The sequence below is a fragment of the Erysipelotrichaceae bacterium 66202529 genome, from assembly GCA_017161075.1.
Classification (GTDB): Bacteria; Bacillota_I; Bacilli_A; order Erysipelotrichales; family Erysipelotrichaceae; genus Clostridium_AQ.
The window spans coordinates 896,887-915,973 of the sequence record CP046174.1; the positions used below are offsets into that span (position 1 = coordinate 896,887).

The 19,087-nt window shown below is 44.0% G+C and carries 19 protein-coding genes; 9 read left to right on the forward strand and 10 right to left on the reverse strand.

Going from position 1 to position 19,087, the window contains the following annotated elements; all coding sequences use genetic code 11:
• Positions 1-155: 155 nt before the first annotated feature.
• The 8 genes from GKZ87_04235 to GKZ87_04270 form a co-directional block, all read right to left on the reverse strand.
• Positions 156-515: a hypothetical protein gene (locus GKZ87_04235; GenBank protein QSI24772.1), complete on the reverse strand. Its 360-nt coding sequence runs from the start codon at positions 513-515 to the stop codon at positions 156-158.
• Positions 512-772, reverse strand: a complete 261-nt coding sequence (locus GKZ87_04240) for a hypothetical protein (protein QSI24773.1) — start codon at positions 770-772, stop codon at positions 512-514. Before GKZ87_04240 ends, GKZ87_04235 begins: the two co-directional genes overlap by 4 nt.
• On the reverse strand, positions 762-1,391 hold the full coding sequence (locus GKZ87_04245; GenBank protein QSI24774.1) for an ATP-binding cassette domain-containing protein: 630 nt from the start codon (positions 1,389-1,391) through the stop codon (positions 762-764). Before GKZ87_04245 ends, GKZ87_04240 begins: the two co-directional genes overlap by 11 nt.
• 12 nt (positions 1,392-1,403) lie before the next feature.
• Positions 1,404-2,873 (reverse strand): FtsX-like permease family protein, encoded by a 1,470-nt coding sequence (locus tag GKZ87_04250; GenBank protein ID QSI24775.1) that lies wholly within the window; start codon positions 2,871-2,873, stop codon positions 1,404-1,406.
• Between the two features lie 177 nt (positions 2,874-3,050).
• Positions 3,051-4,544, reverse strand: a complete 1,494-nt coding sequence (locus GKZ87_04255; protein ID QSI24776.1) for a HAMP domain-containing protein — start codon at positions 4,542-4,544, stop codon at positions 3,051-3,053.
• Positions 4,541-5,206 carry a response regulator gene (locus GKZ87_04260; GenBank protein ID QSI24777.1) on the reverse strand — a complete coding sequence of 222 codons (666 nt, stop codon included), beginning with the start codon at positions 5,204-5,206 and terminating at the stop codon, positions 4,541-4,543. Before GKZ87_04260 ends, GKZ87_04255 begins: the two co-directional genes overlap by 4 nt.
• Positions 5,207-5,519: 313 nt before the next feature.
• A complete protein-coding gene (locus GKZ87_04265; GenBank protein ID QSI24778.1) occupies positions 5,520-6,308 on the reverse strand; it encodes an HAD-IIB family hydrolase in 789 nt (262 codons plus the stop codon).
• Positions 6,309-6,325: 17 nt separating this feature from the next.
• Positions 6,326-7,105, reverse strand: coding sequence for a Cof-type HAD-IIB family hydrolase (locus GKZ87_04270; protein QSI24779.1), 780 nt, complete (start codon positions 7,103-7,105; stop codon positions 6,326-6,328).
• A 615-nt stretch (positions 7,106-7,720) separates the two neighbouring features.
• On the opposite strand from GKZ87_04270, the gene GKZ87_04275 reads away from it, so the two are divergent.
• The 9 genes from GKZ87_04275 (at position 7,721) to GKZ87_04315 (ending at position 16,588) form a co-directional block, all read left to right on the forward strand.
• The gene (locus GKZ87_04275; protein ID QSI24780.1) at positions 7,721-8,521 is read left to right on the forward strand and encodes a Cof-type HAD-IIB family hydrolase; all 801 of its coding nucleotides are present in this window, start codon (positions 7,721-7,723) and stop codon (positions 8,519-8,521) included.
• A 1-nt stretch (position 8,522) separates the two neighbouring features.
• A complete protein-coding gene (locus tag GKZ87_04280; protein ID QSI24781.1) occupies positions 8,523-9,485 on the forward strand; it encodes a mannose-6-phosphate isomerase in 963 nt (320 codons plus the stop codon).
• A gap of 119 nt (positions 9,486-9,604) precedes the next feature.
• A complete protein-coding gene (locus tag GKZ87_04285; GenBank protein ID QSI24782.1) occupies positions 9,605-10,873 on the forward strand; it encodes an HD domain-containing protein in 1,269 nt (422 codons plus the stop codon).
• 541 nt (positions 10,874-11,414) lie between these two features.
• Positions 11,415-12,164: a DeoR family transcriptional regulator gene (locus tag GKZ87_04290; protein ID QSI24783.1), complete on the forward strand. Its 750-nt coding sequence runs from the start codon at positions 11,415-11,417 to the stop codon at positions 12,162-12,164.
• Complete coding sequence (pfkB, locus tag GKZ87_04295; GenBank protein ID QSI24784.1) at positions 12,161-13,075, forward strand: 1-phosphofructokinase; 915 nt, start codon at positions 12,161-12,163, stop codon at positions 13,073-13,075. The genes GKZ87_04290 and pfkB overlap by 4 nt, the downstream gene beginning before the upstream one ends.
• Complete coding sequence (gene rpiA / locus GKZ87_04300) at positions 13,072-13,737, forward strand: ribose 5-phosphate isomerase A (protein ID QSI24785.1); 666 nt, start codon at positions 13,072-13,074, stop codon at positions 13,735-13,737. Before pfkB ends, rpiA begins: the two co-directional genes overlap by 4 nt.
• Before the next feature lie 6 nt (positions 13,738-13,743).
• Positions 13,744-14,712: a gfo/Idh/MocA family oxidoreductase gene (locus tag GKZ87_04305; protein QSI24786.1), complete on the forward strand. Its 969-nt coding sequence runs from the start codon at positions 13,744-13,746 to the stop codon at positions 14,710-14,712.
• Between the two features lie 423 nt (positions 14,713-15,135).
• Positions 15,136-16,254: an SPASM domain-containing protein gene (locus tag GKZ87_04310; protein ID QSI24787.1), complete on the forward strand. Its 1,119-nt coding sequence runs from the start codon at positions 15,136-15,138 to the stop codon at positions 16,252-16,254.
• A gap of 238 nt (positions 16,255-16,492) precedes the next feature.
• Entirely contained in the window at positions 16,493-16,588 is a 96-nt protein-coding gene (locus GKZ87_04315) for a hypothetical protein (GenBank protein ID QSI27878.1), read from the forward strand.
• Between the two features lie 516 nt (positions 16,589-17,104).
• On the opposite strand, the gene GKZ87_04320 is transcribed toward GKZ87_04315, so the two are convergent.
• Together GKZ87_04320 and GKZ87_04325 are read right to left on the reverse strand one after the other, a co-directional pair.
• Entirely contained in the window at positions 17,105-17,665 is a 561-nt protein-coding gene (locus tag GKZ87_04320) for a sporulation protein (protein ID QSI24788.1), read from the reverse strand.
• 74 nt (positions 17,666-17,739) lie between these two features.
• Complete coding sequence (locus GKZ87_04325; protein ID QSI24789.1) at positions 17,740-18,507, reverse strand: DeoR family transcriptional regulator; 768 nt, start codon at positions 18,505-18,507, stop codon at positions 17,740-17,742.
• Positions 18,508-19,087: the final 580 nt, after the last annotated feature.

The window sequence follows — 19,087 nt, forward strand, 5'->3', positions numbered from 1 at the left end:
ATGGAGATTGCAAACTGTTCAGAAAAACAAAAAGCACAGGATTGCTGCAAATGATCTTGTGCTTTTTTATTTATTTATCTTCAAGTACTCTTATATGAGTAAGGATTCAACCTGATACTGTGCAGGTCTTTTCTACATCTGACGTATCTGCGTGTTTAAATTGATTTCAGATATTCGTCGATTTCATCATCAGTTTCTACCGCTTCCTGTTTTGCTTTCTTTCCGACAGGCTGGTGTTCTAACAGGATATCGCTGCAGTTCTCATCATGCTTCTGAAGGAGAAACCCGAGAGTGAGCAGAATGAGTGCATAGCACAGGCTGGGCAGACTGCTGTCAAGGTAGGTAATAAAAACCTTAAACAGCTGCTGGGACACGATCAGCTGGTTCGCATCGACAAGACTTTGGATATACTGATGAATATTGAAAATATTGAGCAGAGTGTAGATTGCCATGACAGCGGACAATATATAGCAGGCATGGGATACGACTGCGCTCCTGATTGAAATGTTTTTCATGAATGTTCTTCCTTTCTGTTAAGCTGTGCACTTTCCATCAGTGTTTTCTGTATGATTGGCATCTGCTGTGCGATGACATTATGAATATGCCTGTCCAGCGTGTCTGCACTGAGGTCACAAAAGTGATAGACCAGAACGGTAAGTGAACACAGCAGTTCTTCCTCTAGATAGGTAGGATGCTTTCCAATGTGCAATTCCTCACTGATTTTTTTGCGTACAAACTGATATAAGCAGCTCTGATCTATATCAGATTTCATAAAGCATACCATGTCGCAGGCGGACAATGACATCCGCGGCCTTTGCCAGACGTTTGCTGTGGGTGACAACAATGACGCATTTATTCAGCTGGAATGCACTTTCCTTCAATATGCGAATGATGTCATCGGCAGTTTCGCTGTCCAGATTTCCCGTAGGCTCATCGGCAAGAATAATCGGTGCATCGCTTGCCAGTGATCTTCCCAATGCTGTACGCTGCTGCTGTCCTCCAGAAAGCTTCATGACATTCCGTTTAATTTCATCCTCTTCCAGTCCCAGAGAGGTCAGAACAGAAGACTCGGCCCTGCGCTTTGTAAGGCGTACATTTTCGTAAGGGGTCATATAGTCAATGAGGTTGTAATTCTGAAATACGATGGAAACATGGTGTCTTCGATGATAGCTCAGTCCCTTTTTCTGAATATCCTCTCCCGCATACAGAATCTGTCCTGCCTGCGGTTCATCAAGACCGGCCAGCAGAGAGAGCAATGTCGTTTTACCGGAACCGGAGGTGCCGACAATCACATAAAACTTTCCTTCCTCAAATGTCATATTGATATCCTTCAATATTTGACGATTACCCTTTCCCTTGTAGGTGTAGCTTATATTTTTTATTTCCAGCATAATTTTGTCCTCCTAACTCATTTTGGAAAGTATTTCCTTCGGCTTTAGCCGCAGTACAGCTGCACTGGACAGTAATACGGATAGGATGATCATAGCGGTGCCTGTAATATATACAACTAGCAGCTCTTGTACATCAACCGAAACATCCAGCTCCGTGATTTCATCCACCTCATTATTTAATCCTGCCCGTATGGAATTTCCACTGATTGATATACTGTTGGATGTCTGGCTGTTTTCCTGCTGTTGCTGAATCTGTGCCATCATGCGGTCACCGAGTGACTGAGAGATTGCCTTGCCTGATAAAAAGGAAAGACCAAATGCAAGAATGGCTATGATCATTAGTTCACAGATGTACTGCAGCATGATATCTGTCTTTGATATCCCCAGAGACAACAGAACACCGGTTTCGTATATTCTTCCCTTGATCCACAGGGAGAGAATCAGCGTCAGAATCACACAGGATATAATGAATACCGCATATAGAATCAAAGTGACCATTTCATCCAGATTTTCGATGGATCCGGCAATCTGTTGATACTGTTCATCGTTTGTATCCAGCAGATATTGATTCCAGTCAAGGTCGAGGTCTTTCACCTGGTTCACAATTCTGTCGATTTGCTTCGGATCCTTTACCATGCAGTAAATGGATTCAAATTCAAATTCCTTCATACCCAGCAGCTGTCTGCCGGTTTCTACATCGGTAATCAGATTATTTTCCGGCATCATGAAGGATATGGGGTTCTGTTCACTTGAAGTGTTTTCAAACAATCCGACGATTTCCACCTCTACATCCTTTTCGGGAAGCCCCTTTTCATTGCGGTCACGATCACGCAGCTTCAGCGGCACCTTATCACCGATTTTCAGATTGTTAATCTTAGCAAGGTCTTTGTGCATAAGCAGCTTTTGCTTTTCTTTGGGCTTAATGTAGCGGCCTTCTGTCAGCTTGATACGCTTATTCTGAAACATCGTATCAAGTGCGGAATCCATATTGATTCCCAGCTGGAAGTTGGGAAGTGCAGCACTATCATCCCCATTGCCTACGGAAAAAGAGAAATTGTTATCCTTCTGCGGCTTCACATAGTTCAGACCATTGTCCTCCAGCATGGCAACGGCATTGCCATTTACGGCCTTGACACCGTCAACTCCCTTCAGCTGCTTTGCAATTTTTTCTGTCAGCGGCGGTCCTGTATTCTCCAATTTGGCACCGGAGCCGAATGCGTTGCTTGTGTCCTCCCGTTTTACATTCGGATTGCTTTCATCGTAATTTAGATTCATCGTAAAGCTTCCACCCACCGACTCTCTTGCCTGCTGCATCGCAGCCTGTGCGGCTTTCTTTATGGATATGCCGCTGAGTATGCCGCTTGCCATCGCAAACAGTATGCAGAACATGATCAGCGTCTTACCGCGTTTTCTTGTTATATAAAGCCATGCACGTTCAAATAAGCTCATATAGAAACCTCCTCGTCTTTTGTTCCTGCACATACTTTATCATCATGATATAAACAGGATGTGAAATGAAATGATGTTGTATATGAACTGTGCAGGCGGGTAATGAAGTTCGCTTTAAAACAGAGAATACATGCAGGATGATAGATTAAAAACGGTAGCTGCTCACAAGCTGAAAGCTGCCATACAGCCGGGGCAGTAAAAAAAGAAGCACTAGGCTTCTTTCAAATCTATGATAAAACGCATTCCGTTTTCATAGGGAACGAACTGATAGGAAAGCTTCAGCTGCTGTAAAATCTGGGATACAAAGTATAAACCGAGTCCGTTTCCTCCTGTTTGTTTTGTTCGTGAGAAATCCGGACGGTAAAAGGCTTCCATAATATGAACGAGATGTTCCTGTGGTATCGGCGTACATTCGTTATCCACAAAGAGAGCGGTTTTATGAAGATAGACATATATACTGCATCCCTGCTCTGTATAGGAGACAGCGTTTGAAAGAATATTGGAAATCGCTTTTTCAAGCTGCGCAGGCTGCGCATGGATCATCAGTGTACTGTCTGCTTCGTATACAACGTGAATTCCCTTAGCTTTTGCAATTCGTATATAAGGCTCCATGATAGAGGACAGCCATGGGATGAAGGAATAGGCCTCAACAGGTTCCCTATGAGGGATTCCTTCCATGGAAGTAGCATCCAGTATGTCATGTATCATTGCGGAAAGACGCTCAACGATTCCCTGACATTTTAATAGATAGGTATCATGATCCTTATATTTTCCAACCTGCAGACTCATGTTTTCTAGAATGACATGCAGACTGGTCAGCGGTGTTTTTAGTTCATGCGATGCTGAACGCAGGAAGTCTACCTTCATCTGTTCCGCCTGTGAAACGAGATGAATCTCCTGTTCCAGAGAATGAATAGTATCCTGAAGCGATTGATACAGGTGATTGATGTTTCCTGCCAGCTCTCCGATTTCATCCTGAGTACGGACACTGCAGCGTGCCTTTGGAAGCAGCTGTTCCATTTGCTTCGTGGAATAACAAATTGATTGAATCGGTTTTGTCAAAGCGCGCGCATAGAAATATGCTGCTAAAAGAGAAATCAGAATACTGATACCAAGCGTATAGGGCAGGATGCGAAACATCACTCTGCTTGCTTCTTGAATGGATTGCAGATTCATACTCAGAGTGAGCGATGCAATGCTTTTATCATGTAATGTGATTTTCAGATCGCGCTGTAATACGGAAGCAGAGTGATCTGCATTGCCGAGTCCGATGATGGAAGAAAGCGAGATGCTGGAGGAATACGTGCTTGTTATGTTCTTATCGATGCTTGTATCTGATTTTCCCTTGTTCATAACGCTTTGCTCCTGCTGCTGAACGGACACTGCAGAATCCTTTTTACCATCCTCTGAATTGTTGAGAATGGCAAAGGAGGTGTACATATAGGATTTATCCTTGAGCTGTATGTTCAGATTGATTTCAGAATCCTCCAGATAGGTCTTAGCCTTTTCCAGCAGCTTCTTCTCCGTCAATCCGTTCAACTCCTTGTTCAGTACCTCTGCCAGCTCATCAGCTTCCCGTTTTTTCTGTTTTACATACTCACTTGGCAGCATGACATAAAGCAGTGCATGGGCAATTAGGATGACCAGACTCATCAGCAGCATGGTATATACAAAGGTTCTGGTGAACAGCCGCATCCTCTTCATAGGCGTTCCTCAAACTTATAGCCGATTCCCTTTATCGTGACAATGCAATCCAGTTGCAGCTTCTTGCGCAGATTTTTAATATATACGTCGACAACTCTGTCCATCGGTGCCTCCTCTTTCCAGAGGTAGTCAAGAATCTGATCTCTTGTGAGTACCTGATTGGCGTGATCCAGCAGCAGCTTTAAGAGAAGGATTTCCTTTGGTTTCAGATCGACAGGCTCCTTTCGAACATATGCACAAAATCCGTTAAAATCAACCTCGATATCCTGATACTGCCAGAGATTAGTGCTGGTCTGTGCTCGTGATCGGCGGAATAAGGCCTCCATGCGTTTTAGAAGAAGTCGCAGTGAAAAGGGCTTTATTATATAATCATCTGCCTGTTCGTCAAAGCTCATCAGCTGCGTATACTCATCATGCATGGCTGTCAGCATTAAAACCGGTATCTGACTGCGTTTTCTCAGCCAGTTTAAAACAACAAAGCCGTTAACCTTCGGCAGCATGATATCCAGAACAACCATATCATATATATTATTTCGCAGTAGTTTCATGGCGATTTCCCCATCCCTTGCCGTGTCAACGTGATAACCGGCCTCGCTTAAAAATTCTGAAACCGCCTCTCTTGTATCTTCTTCATCCTCAACAAGCAGTATCCGTTTTACCATCCTGTTCAACTCCCTCTATTCCCTATAATAGTAACACAGGAATATGAAATATATATGAAATTTCAGAATGGAAAAATATACAAGCAGCCAGGGGGTAGGAACATAGTAGATTACCTGTCAAATAAGGTGGTTTATGCGATGAACACACAACAGCTATGATCTGATTTCCGGTGATCCATGACTGCTAAACAGATTAGTGGTGCGGATTGCTTGCCTTCATTCTTTTGTTTTATACTTTTTGTTCATCGCGATACTTATCAAGAACCTGTGCCGCTATTCCATTTTGTACTGTATCAGATTGTGCTGCTTGCTGTTAATTCACCTTATCAAGCATATGAAAATCCTTTAGGGTCTCATAAATAACAGGCTCATTGCTTGGCCCGATTACCAGATCCGCATAGGGCTTCAATGCTTCTTTTCCATTCCCCATAACGATGCCGTAGCCAGCCTCCTGTATCATTTCTATATCATTTAAGGAATCTCCAAATGCCATATAGGAATTACGAGGGAAGCCCCAGTAGTCCATCAGTTTCCGAATTCCAGTCGCCTTATTGATATCAGCCTGCATGATATCAACGCAGGTATCACTTGGATGCTGCAGAATAATTCCTTCAATTTCATCGAACATATGCCAGTCATAGCCCTTTTTCTCATAGGCACTGATTGCTGTTAAAGCCTCATGCCGCCATTCGCGCACCTCCGGAACCAGACAGTGAAATTCCTCAAAGGCCTGCTTTGTATATGCATTCAGCGGCTTTGTCATAAATTCATATGCACCATGGGACTGTATGCAGATGTCATACTGCTTGCCGAGTGCAAAAATACGCTCTGTCTGTTCTCTGGTAAAGGTACTTTCCGATACTAGTTCAAGATGTTCATCGTATATACTCACCCCGGCTCCGCCGACATACCCATCCCATGAAAACATCTGCAGGACACCGAGCTGCTCTGCCATTTCTTTGGCGCGTCCACTGCAAAGACATACCTTATATCCATTCATTTGAAGCAGCTCCACAGCTTTCAGTGTTTCTGGCAGAACTGTGCCGCTCACATGATCGAAAAAGGTACCGTCAATATCAAAAAATACCGCATTGATTTTCATGTGTGCAACCTCCTTTTCTATTGTATAAGTCCGTATGCTGTCAGAGTATCGTAAATTGCGGGTGTATCACTGCTTCCGCAAATATGATCCGCATACGGCTTTAACGCATCCATCGCATTTCCCATCGCCACACCCACTGCGGCCTCCTGCAGCATTTCACAATCATTCATGCTGTCGCCAAACGCCATATAGGCTCCATCCTCCAACTGCCAATACCTCATGAGCTGAGCAATCCCACTGGCTTTGTTCGTATCCTTTTTCAGGATATCCATAATATAATCGCAGGATGGCTGAAGCCGGATATTTTCAACATGCGCAAACATGCTGTAATCATACGCTTTGCCTTCAAATATACTCAATACATCCACTCGCTCATTATTCCATGCTCTGATTTCCGGAATACCGAGATGAAACAAATCAAGAATAAATTCCTTCTCAGCCGGCAGAGGCTTTGTTAAAAAGGTTTTTTCACCATTTACATACAATGGAAGCTCATGCTTTTGCGCAATCGCAAACAGCTTTGTTAGCTGTTCCCTGGAAAACGCATTCTCCCATATTAGTCTTTGCTTTTCATCATAAACGCTAATGCCGCTTCCTCCGATGAAGCCATCCCAGCAGAATTCATTAAATACCGGTAATTCAGCTGCCAGCTGTAATGGTCTGCCACTGCAAAGTGCAACCTTATATCCCTGTTCCTGTAATTTTCTGACAGCTTCCTTTGTGGACGCCAGTACACTGTTTGTCACATGATCGTAAAAGGTGCCGTCAATATCAAAAAATACTGCTTGTATGTTCATAAAAATCCTCCCAGTTATTCAACCTTTATTGTAAGGGAATTTTTTATAATGTCTAGTAAATTTAAATGAGGGCTTAACAGGCAGGGACTATTCAGTATCTTATTATAAGGAAGGTTAGAGTTTGTTAAGCGTATAGCTCAAGCTAAATACCAAAATTATCAGGGGAAGATAAGATAGTATTATGGTATGTTAAAAGACTTATCAAGAGGAACTGCTTACTAAAGTGGATGTTGCTGTTCATATTTGCTTTCAATTCTACAGAGCTTCGTAATGGGCACTTCTATAAAAAGGGGGTTTCATAGCATGGGTTCTTCCCATCACAGGCAAAGGAATCAACCTGCATTGAAGGAAACAGACTCAAGTAACTCAAAATAGATGGAACGCTGTTTATAAAGTGCCTGCGTTATTTAATTTAGCCTTTGAAACTATATCACAATGTGAGGAATACAAATACGAATGTATCTATAAACAAAGCATTCGTATAACATAGTTTACAACATGTCTTGCGATACTCATGTTCTCCTCCAAATAAATGTTTCTACATTGGAAATCTTGAGATTCCTGTTTGCATTCCTCTGTCGTTTCTCCTATAATTAAACTGTACGGAGGATGATTATGGTAAAAGGACTCGTATTGTACGATTATGACGGAACGCTGGTAGATGAAAGAGATGAAATCTATGTTCCCACGCAGCTGACGAGAGCTGCCATCAGCCGCCTGCAGGATTTGGGATACCTGTGTGTGCTGGCTACCGGAAGAGCATTGAGCTATATCCCCAACGGGGCGAAGGACCTACATCTGGACGGATATGTGACAAGCAATGGCGCTTATGTGACCGTGCATGGCAAGGTGATTCACAACGATGTGTTTTCCGATGAGGAGCTGCAATCTCTGATTCAGTATATGGATGCTATGGGCATCAATTACATACTGGAAGGAACAAGGTTCTGTTATGTGAAGGATTTGCATGAAAAGGAGTATCTGCACTTCATGGATAACTTCAAAATACCGGAAGATAACTTCGTCAAATACCGCAGCTTTGAGGAGGTCAGAGGCAGCATTGGAAAAATCACACTGACCTTTCAAAATCGCGAACAACTGGAAACAGCCGGAGCAGAGCTTGAAAAGACATATCTGTGCTCCTATCACCGAAACTGCAATACCTTTGATATCGCAAAGAAGACGATTCACAAAGGGGTAGGCGCCAAAGTACTGATTGATCATTTTCAGATACCTTTGGAGGCTACCTATGCATTTGGTGATGGGGATAATGATGTGGAGCTGCTCGCAGGTGTGGTTCACGGCATTGCTATGCGTAAGCACGATCCAAAGCTGGATGCTGTGGCAAGCATGATCACCGGAACCGTAAAAGAAGAAGGGATCTATAAGGCCCTGAAGAAACTGGAGGTTATTTGATATGGCATTGGTAAGACTGCTCCCTGCATTTAAGGATTATTTGTGGGGCGGAACAAAATTAAAGGAAAACTACAACAAGAAAACCGATCTGGATATTGTGGCGGAGAGCTGGGAGTTATCCACACACAAGGACGGACAGAGTATCGTGGACAGCGGAGAGTACAAAGGACTGACGCTGAGCGAGTATGTGGAAAAGCTGGGAAAGGATGCTCTTGGAACAAAAGGTAATGCTTTTGAATTTTTCCCGATTCTGATTAAATTCATCGACGCAAAGGGCAATCTGTCTATTCAGGTTCATCCGGATAATGAGTATGCACTGCGTGTGGAGAAGGAATATGGAAAAACAGAAATGTGGTATATTCTGGATGCTGAGGAAGGTGCCAGTCTGTATTATGGAACGAATAAGGAAATCACCAAGGAAGAATTCCGTGCACGTATCGAAGACAATACCATTCTAGATGTATTGAAAAAGGTGCCGGTGCACAAGGGAGATGTATTCTTCATTGAAGCGGGAACCATTCATGCCATCGGTGAGGGTATCGTCATTTGTGAGATTCAGCAAAATTCCAATACAACCTACCGCGTGTATGACTTCGGCCGTGTCGGTAAGGATGGAAAGCCAAGAGAGCTGCATATCGAAAAAGCGATTGATGTTTCCAATTTGACACCGCTGGAAAGTGATTTCAAGCCGATTGGAGAAGAAAAGGACTATGGAACATACAAATGTGCGATGATGGCAACCTGCGAGTATTTCACAACCTATGTATATGATGTGAAAAGCGAATGCAGTGTGAAGGTGGATGAGGAAAGCTTTGCATCCTTTGTCATCGTAAATGGAGAGGGAAGCATTGAAAGTGATGACACCATGCTGAGTATCCGTAAGGGAGATTCTGTGTTTGCCAGTGCAAATACAGGCAAGGTTACAATCAAAGGTAATTGCCGCTTTATTCTTTCCAAGGTATAAATACAGGCTACAGGAGCAGGTCTCAGAAATGAAGCCTGTTCTTTTTTCTTATGGAAACTATTGGTAAATCTGGTATAATAGGGTGCATAAAGCGTACATGAATAGAATGGAGAATCTATATGCATACAGCAGCCGTAATCAACAGCAGCAATATCACAGAGCTGATTCAAAGAACACTGAATTATGTGGACCCCCGCCTCGTTCATCATGGAAGCAGGGTGGCACATCTGGTATACCGTATGATGGAGGTTGATGGAGGCTTTCCTGCAGAGGAACAGCAGGATATTTATTTTCTTGCTCTGCTGCATGATATCGGTGCTTATAAAACAGAGGAAATAAATGAAATGGTGTCCTTTGAAGCTCATGATATATGGGAGCATTCCATTTACGGCTATCTGTTTCTTTCTTATTTTTCACCGCTGTCCCGTTATGCTGAGGCGATTTTATTTCACCATGTGGCAGCGAATGCTTTGGGGCAGCTAGACCCTCATATTGCACGGATTTCACAATTTATCAATTTAGCGGATCGTGTGGATATTTTTTGGGTACATAAGCCAGATGCCGCTGCGGTAAAACAATATTTGCGCAAGCATATGGGAGATCGTTTTCAATGTAATGTAGTAGAGCTGTTTTTTCATACCCTGCAAAAATATGATTTGTTAGAGGAATGGCAGCATCCACAGCAGATTGCACAGCCGCCGATCACGTTAAGTGCAAAAGGCTGCAGCCAGTATTTGGATATGCTTATATTTGCCATTGATTTTCGCAGTACACATACCGTGACGCATACCATTATGACCTCACAGCTCAGTAAAGGACTTGCGAAGGCACTTGGTCTTGGGGAAGAACAGATACATGATATATACTACAGTGCACTGCTGCATGACCTTGGGAAAATCGGGATACCGGTAGAAATACTGGAATATCCCGGAAAGCTGAGCAATCAGGCATGGAATATTATGCAAACGCATGTTCAGCTAACGGAGGATATTTTAAAAGGTCTTGTGCATCCGCGAATCGTTCAAACAGCTATACGGCATCATGAGAAGCTGGATGGCAGCGGCTATCCAAATGCTTTGAAGGAAAGCGATTTGTGTATTGAGGATCAGGTCGTGGCGATTGCGGATATGACCAGCGCATTGCTTGGTTCAAGGAGCTATAAGGCTGCATATTCCAAAGAAAAAACGATAGAGATTCTGACAAAGCAGGCGGAGGATGGAAAAATAAGCCCGCAGATTACGGAGGTTCTTCAATGTCAGTTTGATGAAATCGTAGCGGAGGTAAAGGAAAAATGTCTGCCTGTATTAACGCAATACAGTGGTATGCGTAAAGAATATGATGAAAAGCTTGCGATGTTTATGAATCAAAAAATATATCAGCCAGCCTGAATGAAAAATCTGTTTGTAAGGAACAGACTTTTTTTATCACAGAGTGCTGCTGACGTTTTTCACATATGCAAATGAAAAATTTCTAAACACATATGAGGCTGTTTCTTATTATACGTGAAGCATTCACAAGGGAATGAAGCAGGTGTTTTCAGAGTTTGCATACATGAATCCCTATTAGAAATTCACATAGCAGCATATTCAAGCTGACATATTAAAAGTAGAAATCGTTCTTGTTCATTTCCGCATTTGGATCCCGGAGTCAATGATAGAAGAAGGTAAGCTGACACGGGCTTAGATGTTTTTTCATCCTTCATTGTAAAGAAGAAGGCAGGCTGATATGAGCTTAGATGTTTTCATCACCTTCATTTTTTTGAGTGGTCACATTTCCCCATACCTGAGTAAGAAGCTTCGTAATATCCGATAAAAGCATATTTTCACAAACCGTCATAATCTTCCACTGATTTATGAAATTATATGACTGAATATGATTGACAATGGTTGTTACAGGACGTATACTTATACATAAAGAGGAGGGATGACGATGCTTGCTGAAGAACGGTTTGCGGCAATACTGTCCATTCTGCAGAAACAGAAAACGGTGACTGTCCTGGAGCTGACACAGGCACTGTCCATCAGTGAATCCACCATACGGCGGGATCTGGTGGCACTGCACAAAATGGGGAAATTAAAAAAGGTACATGGCGGGGCAACCCTGCTGCATAAGGAATATGGTCTGTATGAAACAGAGGTATCAGCACGGAGTGAGGAGCATGTAGAGGAAAAAAAACGCATCGCACGCTATGCTGCATCTCTCATACAGGCACATGATTTTGTATATATTGACGCAGGAAGTACAACGCTGCATATGGTGGAATATTTAAAGGAGGAGGAAGCCATCTATGTCACAAACGGTCTGGAGCACGGGCGCCGTCTTGCCGCACAGGGCTTTCGCACCTTCCTGCTGGCAGGAGAGCTGAAAAGCAGAACAGAGGCGGTTGTAGGTCTGGGGGCGGTTTCCTCCCTGCAGAAATACAATTTCAATAAAGCGTTTTTCGGAACAAACGGCATCACGGTGGACAGCGGCTTTACAACACCGGATACGAATGAGGCGTATGTGAAAATGGAGGCTATGAAGCATGCTCAGAAATGCTATATTCTGGCGGATTCCAGTAAATTTGGAACCTGTACCTCCATCACGACGGCAGATATCAGTGATGCGACGATCATTACAGGCAAGGGTGTGGAGAAAGAATATCTGGAGGAAGCAGATATCATAGAGGTAGAAGAATGATTTATACAGTTACATTAAATCCATCCATCGACTATGTACTGGAGCTTACAGAGCTGACAGCCGGTGACATCATGCGGACAAAGGCAGAAAATCTGATCTTCGGCGGTAAGGGAATCAATGTTTCCAGTATGCTTGCCAATCTCGGTATGAAATCCTGTGCCCTTGGCTTTATTGCCGGATTTACAGGTGAGGCACTGGAACAGGGCGTAGCTGCCATGGGAATTCAGCCGGATTTTTTAAAGGTGGATCAGGGCTTTACAAGAATCAATGTAAAGATTCATGCGAAAGAGGAAAGCGAAATTAACGGACAGGGGCCACAAATTCGTATCTCTCATCTGGAACAGCTAATGAAAAAGCTGGATCGTCTGAAAAAGGATGATATTCTGGTTTTATCCGGAAATGTGCCGGGCAGTATTCCACAGGATGTTTATGCGGATATCATGCAGAGGCTGCAGGGAAGCGGTATTCGTGTCAGTGTGGATGCGACCGGAGAAGCTCTGATGTCCACGCTTGTTTATCATCCGTTTTTGATTAAGCCGAATCATAAGGAGCTGGCAGATATGTTTGAGGTGGAGCTGTCAAGTCGTGAGGATTTGCTGGTATATGCGAAAGAGCTTCAGTCTATGGGGGCACGCAATGTGCTTGTATCCATGGCAGAGCAGGGAGCGCTGCTGCTGAGTGAGGATGGAGCTGTCTATCATACACCATCCTGTAAGGGTGAGGTTGTAAACTCGGTAGGGGCAGGGGATTCTATGGTTGCCGGGTTTCTGTACGGCTATTTGCAGGAGCATTCCTATGAAGCAGCACTGCGCTATGGTGCAGCCTGTGGAAGTGCCAGTGCATTTTCAAAGGGGATTGCTGAAAAGGAACAGGTGGAAGAGATGCTGAAACAGCTGGGAGGTACGATATGAAAGAGCGTTGTGCAAGAGAAGCATTGCAATATATACAGGATGGCATGATTATCGGTCTGGGAGGCGGATCAACGATTGCGCATCTAGCACGGTTCGTGAAGGAAAGCGGAAAACAGGTACAAACCGTGACACCGTCACAGGAAACAGAAGCACTTTGTGTAGAGCTGGGATTACCGCTTTTACCGTTGAGGCAGGTAGCTCATGTGGATATCGCCTTTGATGGCTGCGATGAGGCGGACCGCCGTCTGTATGCGTTAAAAAGCGGAGGCGGAATTCATGTCAGAGAAAAACTGATTGCCAATATGGCGGATACCTATATGCTGTTAATTGATGACAGCAAGCTGTCGGATACCCTGCAGTTTCGCGTGCCTGTCGTGCTGGAATTGCTGGAGGATTCCTGCGTCTATGTGAAGCGCAGAGTTGAAGAACTGGGCGGCAAATTAACGTTTAAGCATGGTGATGGGAAATACGGGGCACTTATGAGCGATCACGGCAATGTGCTGGCAGATGCAGAATTTACGCAGGTTGAAGACCCCAAAAAGCTGAATCATGCTTTGAAAAGCATTGCAGGAGTCATTGATACATCCCTTCTTACCAGGGAGGTCAGTGCTATCCTTGTTGTATCTGCATCTGGATTTTCATTACTGAAAAAGGAGAATTAAAACAATATGAAAACATGGAACTGGGGTATTCTGGGACAGGGCGTGATTGCCAGTCAGATGGCGGATGCCTTAATGAAGGAGCATGGTGGTATTTATGCGGTCGCTGGCAGACACATGGACAAGGTGCTGGCCTTTGCGGAAAAGTATACAGTACAGCACTGTTATGATATTGAAAGTCTTTTACAGGATGAAGCAGTGGATATCGTATATATAGCGACACCGCATACGTATCATTATGATTATATGATGAAGGCATTGCGGCACGGTAAGCACGTCCTTTGTGAAAAGGCGATTACCGTCAATCATAAACAGCTGCAGGAGGTAATGCAGCTTGCACAGGAAAAAGGGCTGATTGTGATGGAGGCCATGACGATTTTCCATATGCCTGTTTTTCATAAGGCAAGGGAACTTGTGGAGTCAGGGGCAATCGGCAAGCTGAAAATGCTGCAGGTGAATTTTGGCAGCTGTAAGGAATATGATGTTAACAACCGATTCTTTTCCAGTGAGCTGGCAGGTGGTGCTCTGCTGGATATCGGTACCTATGCACTGTCTCTTGTACGCTGGTTTCTGCATGAGCAGCCGGATACCATTCTTACCAGTATGCTTCCTTTTGAAACAGGGGTCGATGAAATGAGTGGTATCATCCTGCGTAATTCACTGGATGAAATGGCGACGGTTACACTGACCATGCGTGCCAAGCTTCCAAAAAGAGGAATCATTGCGGGAGAAGACGGATATCTGGAAATCAGCGAATATCCAAGAGCCAACAGCTTTGAAATACGGTATACAAAGGATGGCTGGACAGAAACCATTGATGCGGGAGTGCGCGGAGATGCCTTGCTGTATGAGGTGCGTGATATGGAAGCTGTAGTATCAGGAGCAGCAGAAAATCATACATTACAAATATCAAGTGATGTCGTATCCCTGATGGATGAAATCCGCAGACAGTGGGGTATGAAGTATCCGTTTGAATGAGAATATAGCTTTAAGACACAGGAGGTCTGTTTTGTTGTTAGGACAATGAACAGACTTCCTTTTTACATGCAATCCTTTATCAAACATCTTGTATCTTGTTCCTTTATTGACCATTTTACGATTCTATTGAAAGCATGCAGCAGGATAAAAATGATATACGGTTATGCTTTGCTTCTATATATACACGTTTAAAAGTATAAGGATAAAAGTATACGAATAAGTGCAGTATATGCTTTGTTTTCAGGTATCTGACAGTAACCTCATCCGTTTAGTCATGCGAATAAAGGGGTGTATTCAGTGAAGACTAAAACCTGCATAGAGCTATGTGCATGAATATCTTACGATATGCGAAAGATGTATTTACGACAAGTGAGCGGTTGCCAAGTGTGATATACTTATCCTTGTAAAAAGGAGACGTTGTGCATGAAATCATTATCCTTATTGATAAAACCGGTATCATCAGGCTGTCAGATGAGCTGTTCCTATTGTTTCTATAAAGATGTGGCTTCTTTGAGAAGCTGCAGTGATTACGGACGTATGCAGACGGAAATTGTACAGGCATTGCTGGAACGGGTATTTCAGGCTGCCGATGAGGATGCAGTTATCACGTTCGCTTTTCAGGGTGGAGAGCCATTGCTTGCAGGACTTTCCTTTTATGAGCACTTTATCTCTATGCTCAATCAGCTCTGTACACCGAATCAAACGATTCACTATGCAATACAGACAAACGGATATATGCTGGATGAAGCCTGGTGTTCTTTTTTTCATACAAATAATTTTCTGGTGGGGATATCTCTGGATGGCTGGAAGCAGCAGCATGACCGGTTTCGTACCAGAAACGGCTCCGGCACCTATGTGAAGGTGATGCGAGCTATTCAGCTTTTACGCCGCTATCATGTATCCTTTAATATTTTGAGCGTGCTTACCAGACAGCTTGCCCAAAAGCCAGAAAAGCTGTATGCCTTTTATAAAGAGCACGGCTTTACACATGTTCAGCTGATTCCCTGTCTGGCACCCTTACAGGGAGTATCTGATACCTGTTCCTTAACACCGGAGCTATTCTACCGATTCTATCGTGGCTTTTTCGATATCTGGCTGCAGGATCGTATGAAAAAGCAGTATATGAGTATCTCCCTTTTTGATAATCTGTTGCGGCTTTTACAGGGTGATACCTGCCAGCTAACCTGCGGTATGCTGGGAGCATGTCAGTTTCAATACATTGTGGAAAGTGATGGCTCGCTGTATCCGTGTGATTTTTATGTATTGGATGAATACCGATGCGGAAATGTCATGGATACGGATCTGCATACCGCCCTGCATAGCAAACAGGCAGCTGCATGTCTAAAGCAGGAGGAGCCTGTACGCTGTCATACCTGTCCGTTTCAGCGGATATGTCATGGTAATTGTAAACGACTTCGCAGTGTGTTCATGAATCCACAGCAGTGTGGCTATCAACAGTTTCTGCTGTATGCCTATCCAAAGCTGAAGACACTGGTGGATAAAGCTGTGCTGCCCAAGCTACAGGGGAGGCAGTCTGCATGAGAAAAGCGGTTCTGCTATTCAGTGCTTTCCTGTTTTTCTGTACCTCCCTTCTTTTGGGCTGTGTTATAACACTGAAGCAGATCAAGGAGCAGGGAATGAGTGAGCTCGTTATTTCCCATGTGAATCTGGAAGCACCACTCAGGGAAGCACTGGAAAAGATACCGGGCGGATTCCTTGTGGAAAAGCCGATCATGCAGCAGCTGGATACACTGCAGGAAAATCTGATGAAGCGTAAGGACTGGACACAGTTTCTCGATACAGCAGGAATGGCATTTCTACAAAGTGTTGCGCAACCGGATGCACAGCTACCGGATTTGAATCGGCAGTTTTCTGAATTACTGTCTACGGATAAGGACACGTTATTTCAGAATACCAGTCTGAGCGATACCGAGCAAGCGCTGCTACTTCAGGTGCTGACAAAGCAGCTGAATCTCAATTCCCGCCTGCAAACACTCGCAAAGGAAACAAGAGCATCCCTTACACCCTCTGCCATTCTGGGTATTCGTTTTTTATATAGTGGCTTGCAGGAGTATGCGGTACGGTACGTTTGCGGTGCCATGCTCTTATCCATTGTTGTTCTGCTTCTTTCTGCAGGCTCTGTTTCCCGTACACTACGCATAGCAGCAGTTATTTTGCTGATGAGTGGGATACTGCTTCTGTTAGCCGGATATGGATTGCCTTCCTTAGGCTCATCGCCCTATTTACAGGTAGGGGAAATTCTGGAGCAGGGGTGTCAGCGGCTGCGAACGCTGAGTGTTCGGTATGTAGAGAGCTTTGGAATTCTCTTTATTTTATCCATTCTATTTAAAAAAATATGCAAAGCTGAGCGTTGATTAGCCTTGCATATTTTTCATATACAGCACTCCAGGATTCCCAGCAGGATAATCATCCATGCAGCTGCCGCCTGTGCATACTTGTGAATGAAGGAAGCCATCCAGCTTTTACCAGCCAGCTGTGCTGCTGCAATAAACAGCAAGGAGCAAAGAAAGGTAAAGCTGCAGGTCATGAAGATAGGTAGGCCGGTAATACTTCCCGATATGCCAAGTCCCATATTGTTGATGGTGAGTGCAAATGCCAGGGCAACAGCCTCCTTCATATCTATCCTTCCGGACGCATCCCGGTCGTATTCCTTCAGGTTTTTTTGTTTTCTGAAGCAGTTTTGAAAAAGAATCCAAAGGCCGATCAAAATTAACAGAACTGCTCCGATATGATTGGCTGTGTCCGGTGAGCATAAGGCCGCAAGCGGTTCTCCTGCAAGCATGGAAAGCATGGTGCCTGCAGTGGATATGACGGCAATCACCAGATTGCTTCTGGCATCTATTCTGACAGACTGGATGCCATAGGATAATCCGATGGCAAGACAGTCAATGTTCGCAGATATGGCAAACAGCAATGCGGATAGAAGATGCATACGTTTCCCCCTCAAGCCTATGTTATGCAGAAGAACAAAGATTGCCAGAAAAAAAGAACTCGACAGAGTTCCCTTTATTTACAAAGAATGAAATGCTCCGGAAGCTCCAGCTCCTGCAGGCTTTCAGCGGCATTGATATAGACATCCTGAAAATCAGAGAGCATGGCCCAGGTACACAGAGCACGTATGGACAGCTTGGAGTCATCAATCAGCAAATGGGAATTTCTGGAGCGCTGCATAACGGTGCTTTTAACCTCACTGATTGTGAAGTCGATTGCCAGAACCTCTTGAGAATCCAATTCCACGCCGCTTGCACTGAAAAAGGCATGATCAAAATGAAATTTGCGAATGTGCTCGGTTGTGAGATAGCCGACACTCATATCATAACGCATATCGTATTTCCCACCGATCAGAAACAGCTCTCCGGAAAAGGAGGCAGGCAGCTTGCGCAGGGCATAGATGCTGGATGTGACGAGCTTGATATTTTTTTTCGCAATATAGGGAATCAGATAGCTTGGTGTTGTACCGGAATCAACATACACGCAATCCCCATCCTTTACAATTTCCGCAGCCCTGCGGCATAGGATATCCTTTTCCCTGCTGTGGATATGCTCTTTATCCATCACCGGTATTTCCTTGTAGCTGCTAAGCGTGGCAGGCATCTCCTTTTTGATGGCGCCTCCGCGCTCCCGCTGGATAAGTCCCTGCTTTTCCAGCTCGATCAAATCCCGGTTCACCGTGGACTTACTGGCGTTCAGTACCTCCATCAGCTCCTGTATGGTAATGAATGATTTATGATCGAGAAGCTCCAGAATCCGGTAAAATCTCTCTTTTGTAAGCATGAAATCACTTCCTGTCAGTAAGACACTATCAGATATCGCTGCGGTTGTCAATAGAATGAATTATAGGATGGACTATATGCTTACGGTAAGTGATTGTACGATGCTTATGCGAATAACATTCTGCACATATGTAAATGTACAGGAGAAAGCTTCTGGGTAAAGGAAGGGCTGTTTCATTGTTGAAAGGGGATAATTACTTTCCAGCACCATGATGCAAGGCACGGCATTTAAAAACTATGCAGTTATCTCAGGCTTTTATCAAATTAGGCTATAGCTGAAAAGTGATTTCCTTTTCCAGCATAAGATTATGGAATCTATTCGTAATCCATACGCAGGTCTGATAAGGGCTGTCAGGTAAAAAGCGCAGCTTCCTGTATGTGGCTGATAAGGAGAAAAGCTGATGAAAAGGGTAACTGAATTATCGTGGGGAGGAAAGGGAGCTTTTATGCATCATGGGGCTACAGAAGTATACAGTCAGCGATACAACCAGGGCACAGCGGTTAAAAAAACTCTCAGCGGATCACAGCTCCATCTGAAAGTTTTTCTCTTATATATATGATCATGTAATGGATGATTCTAT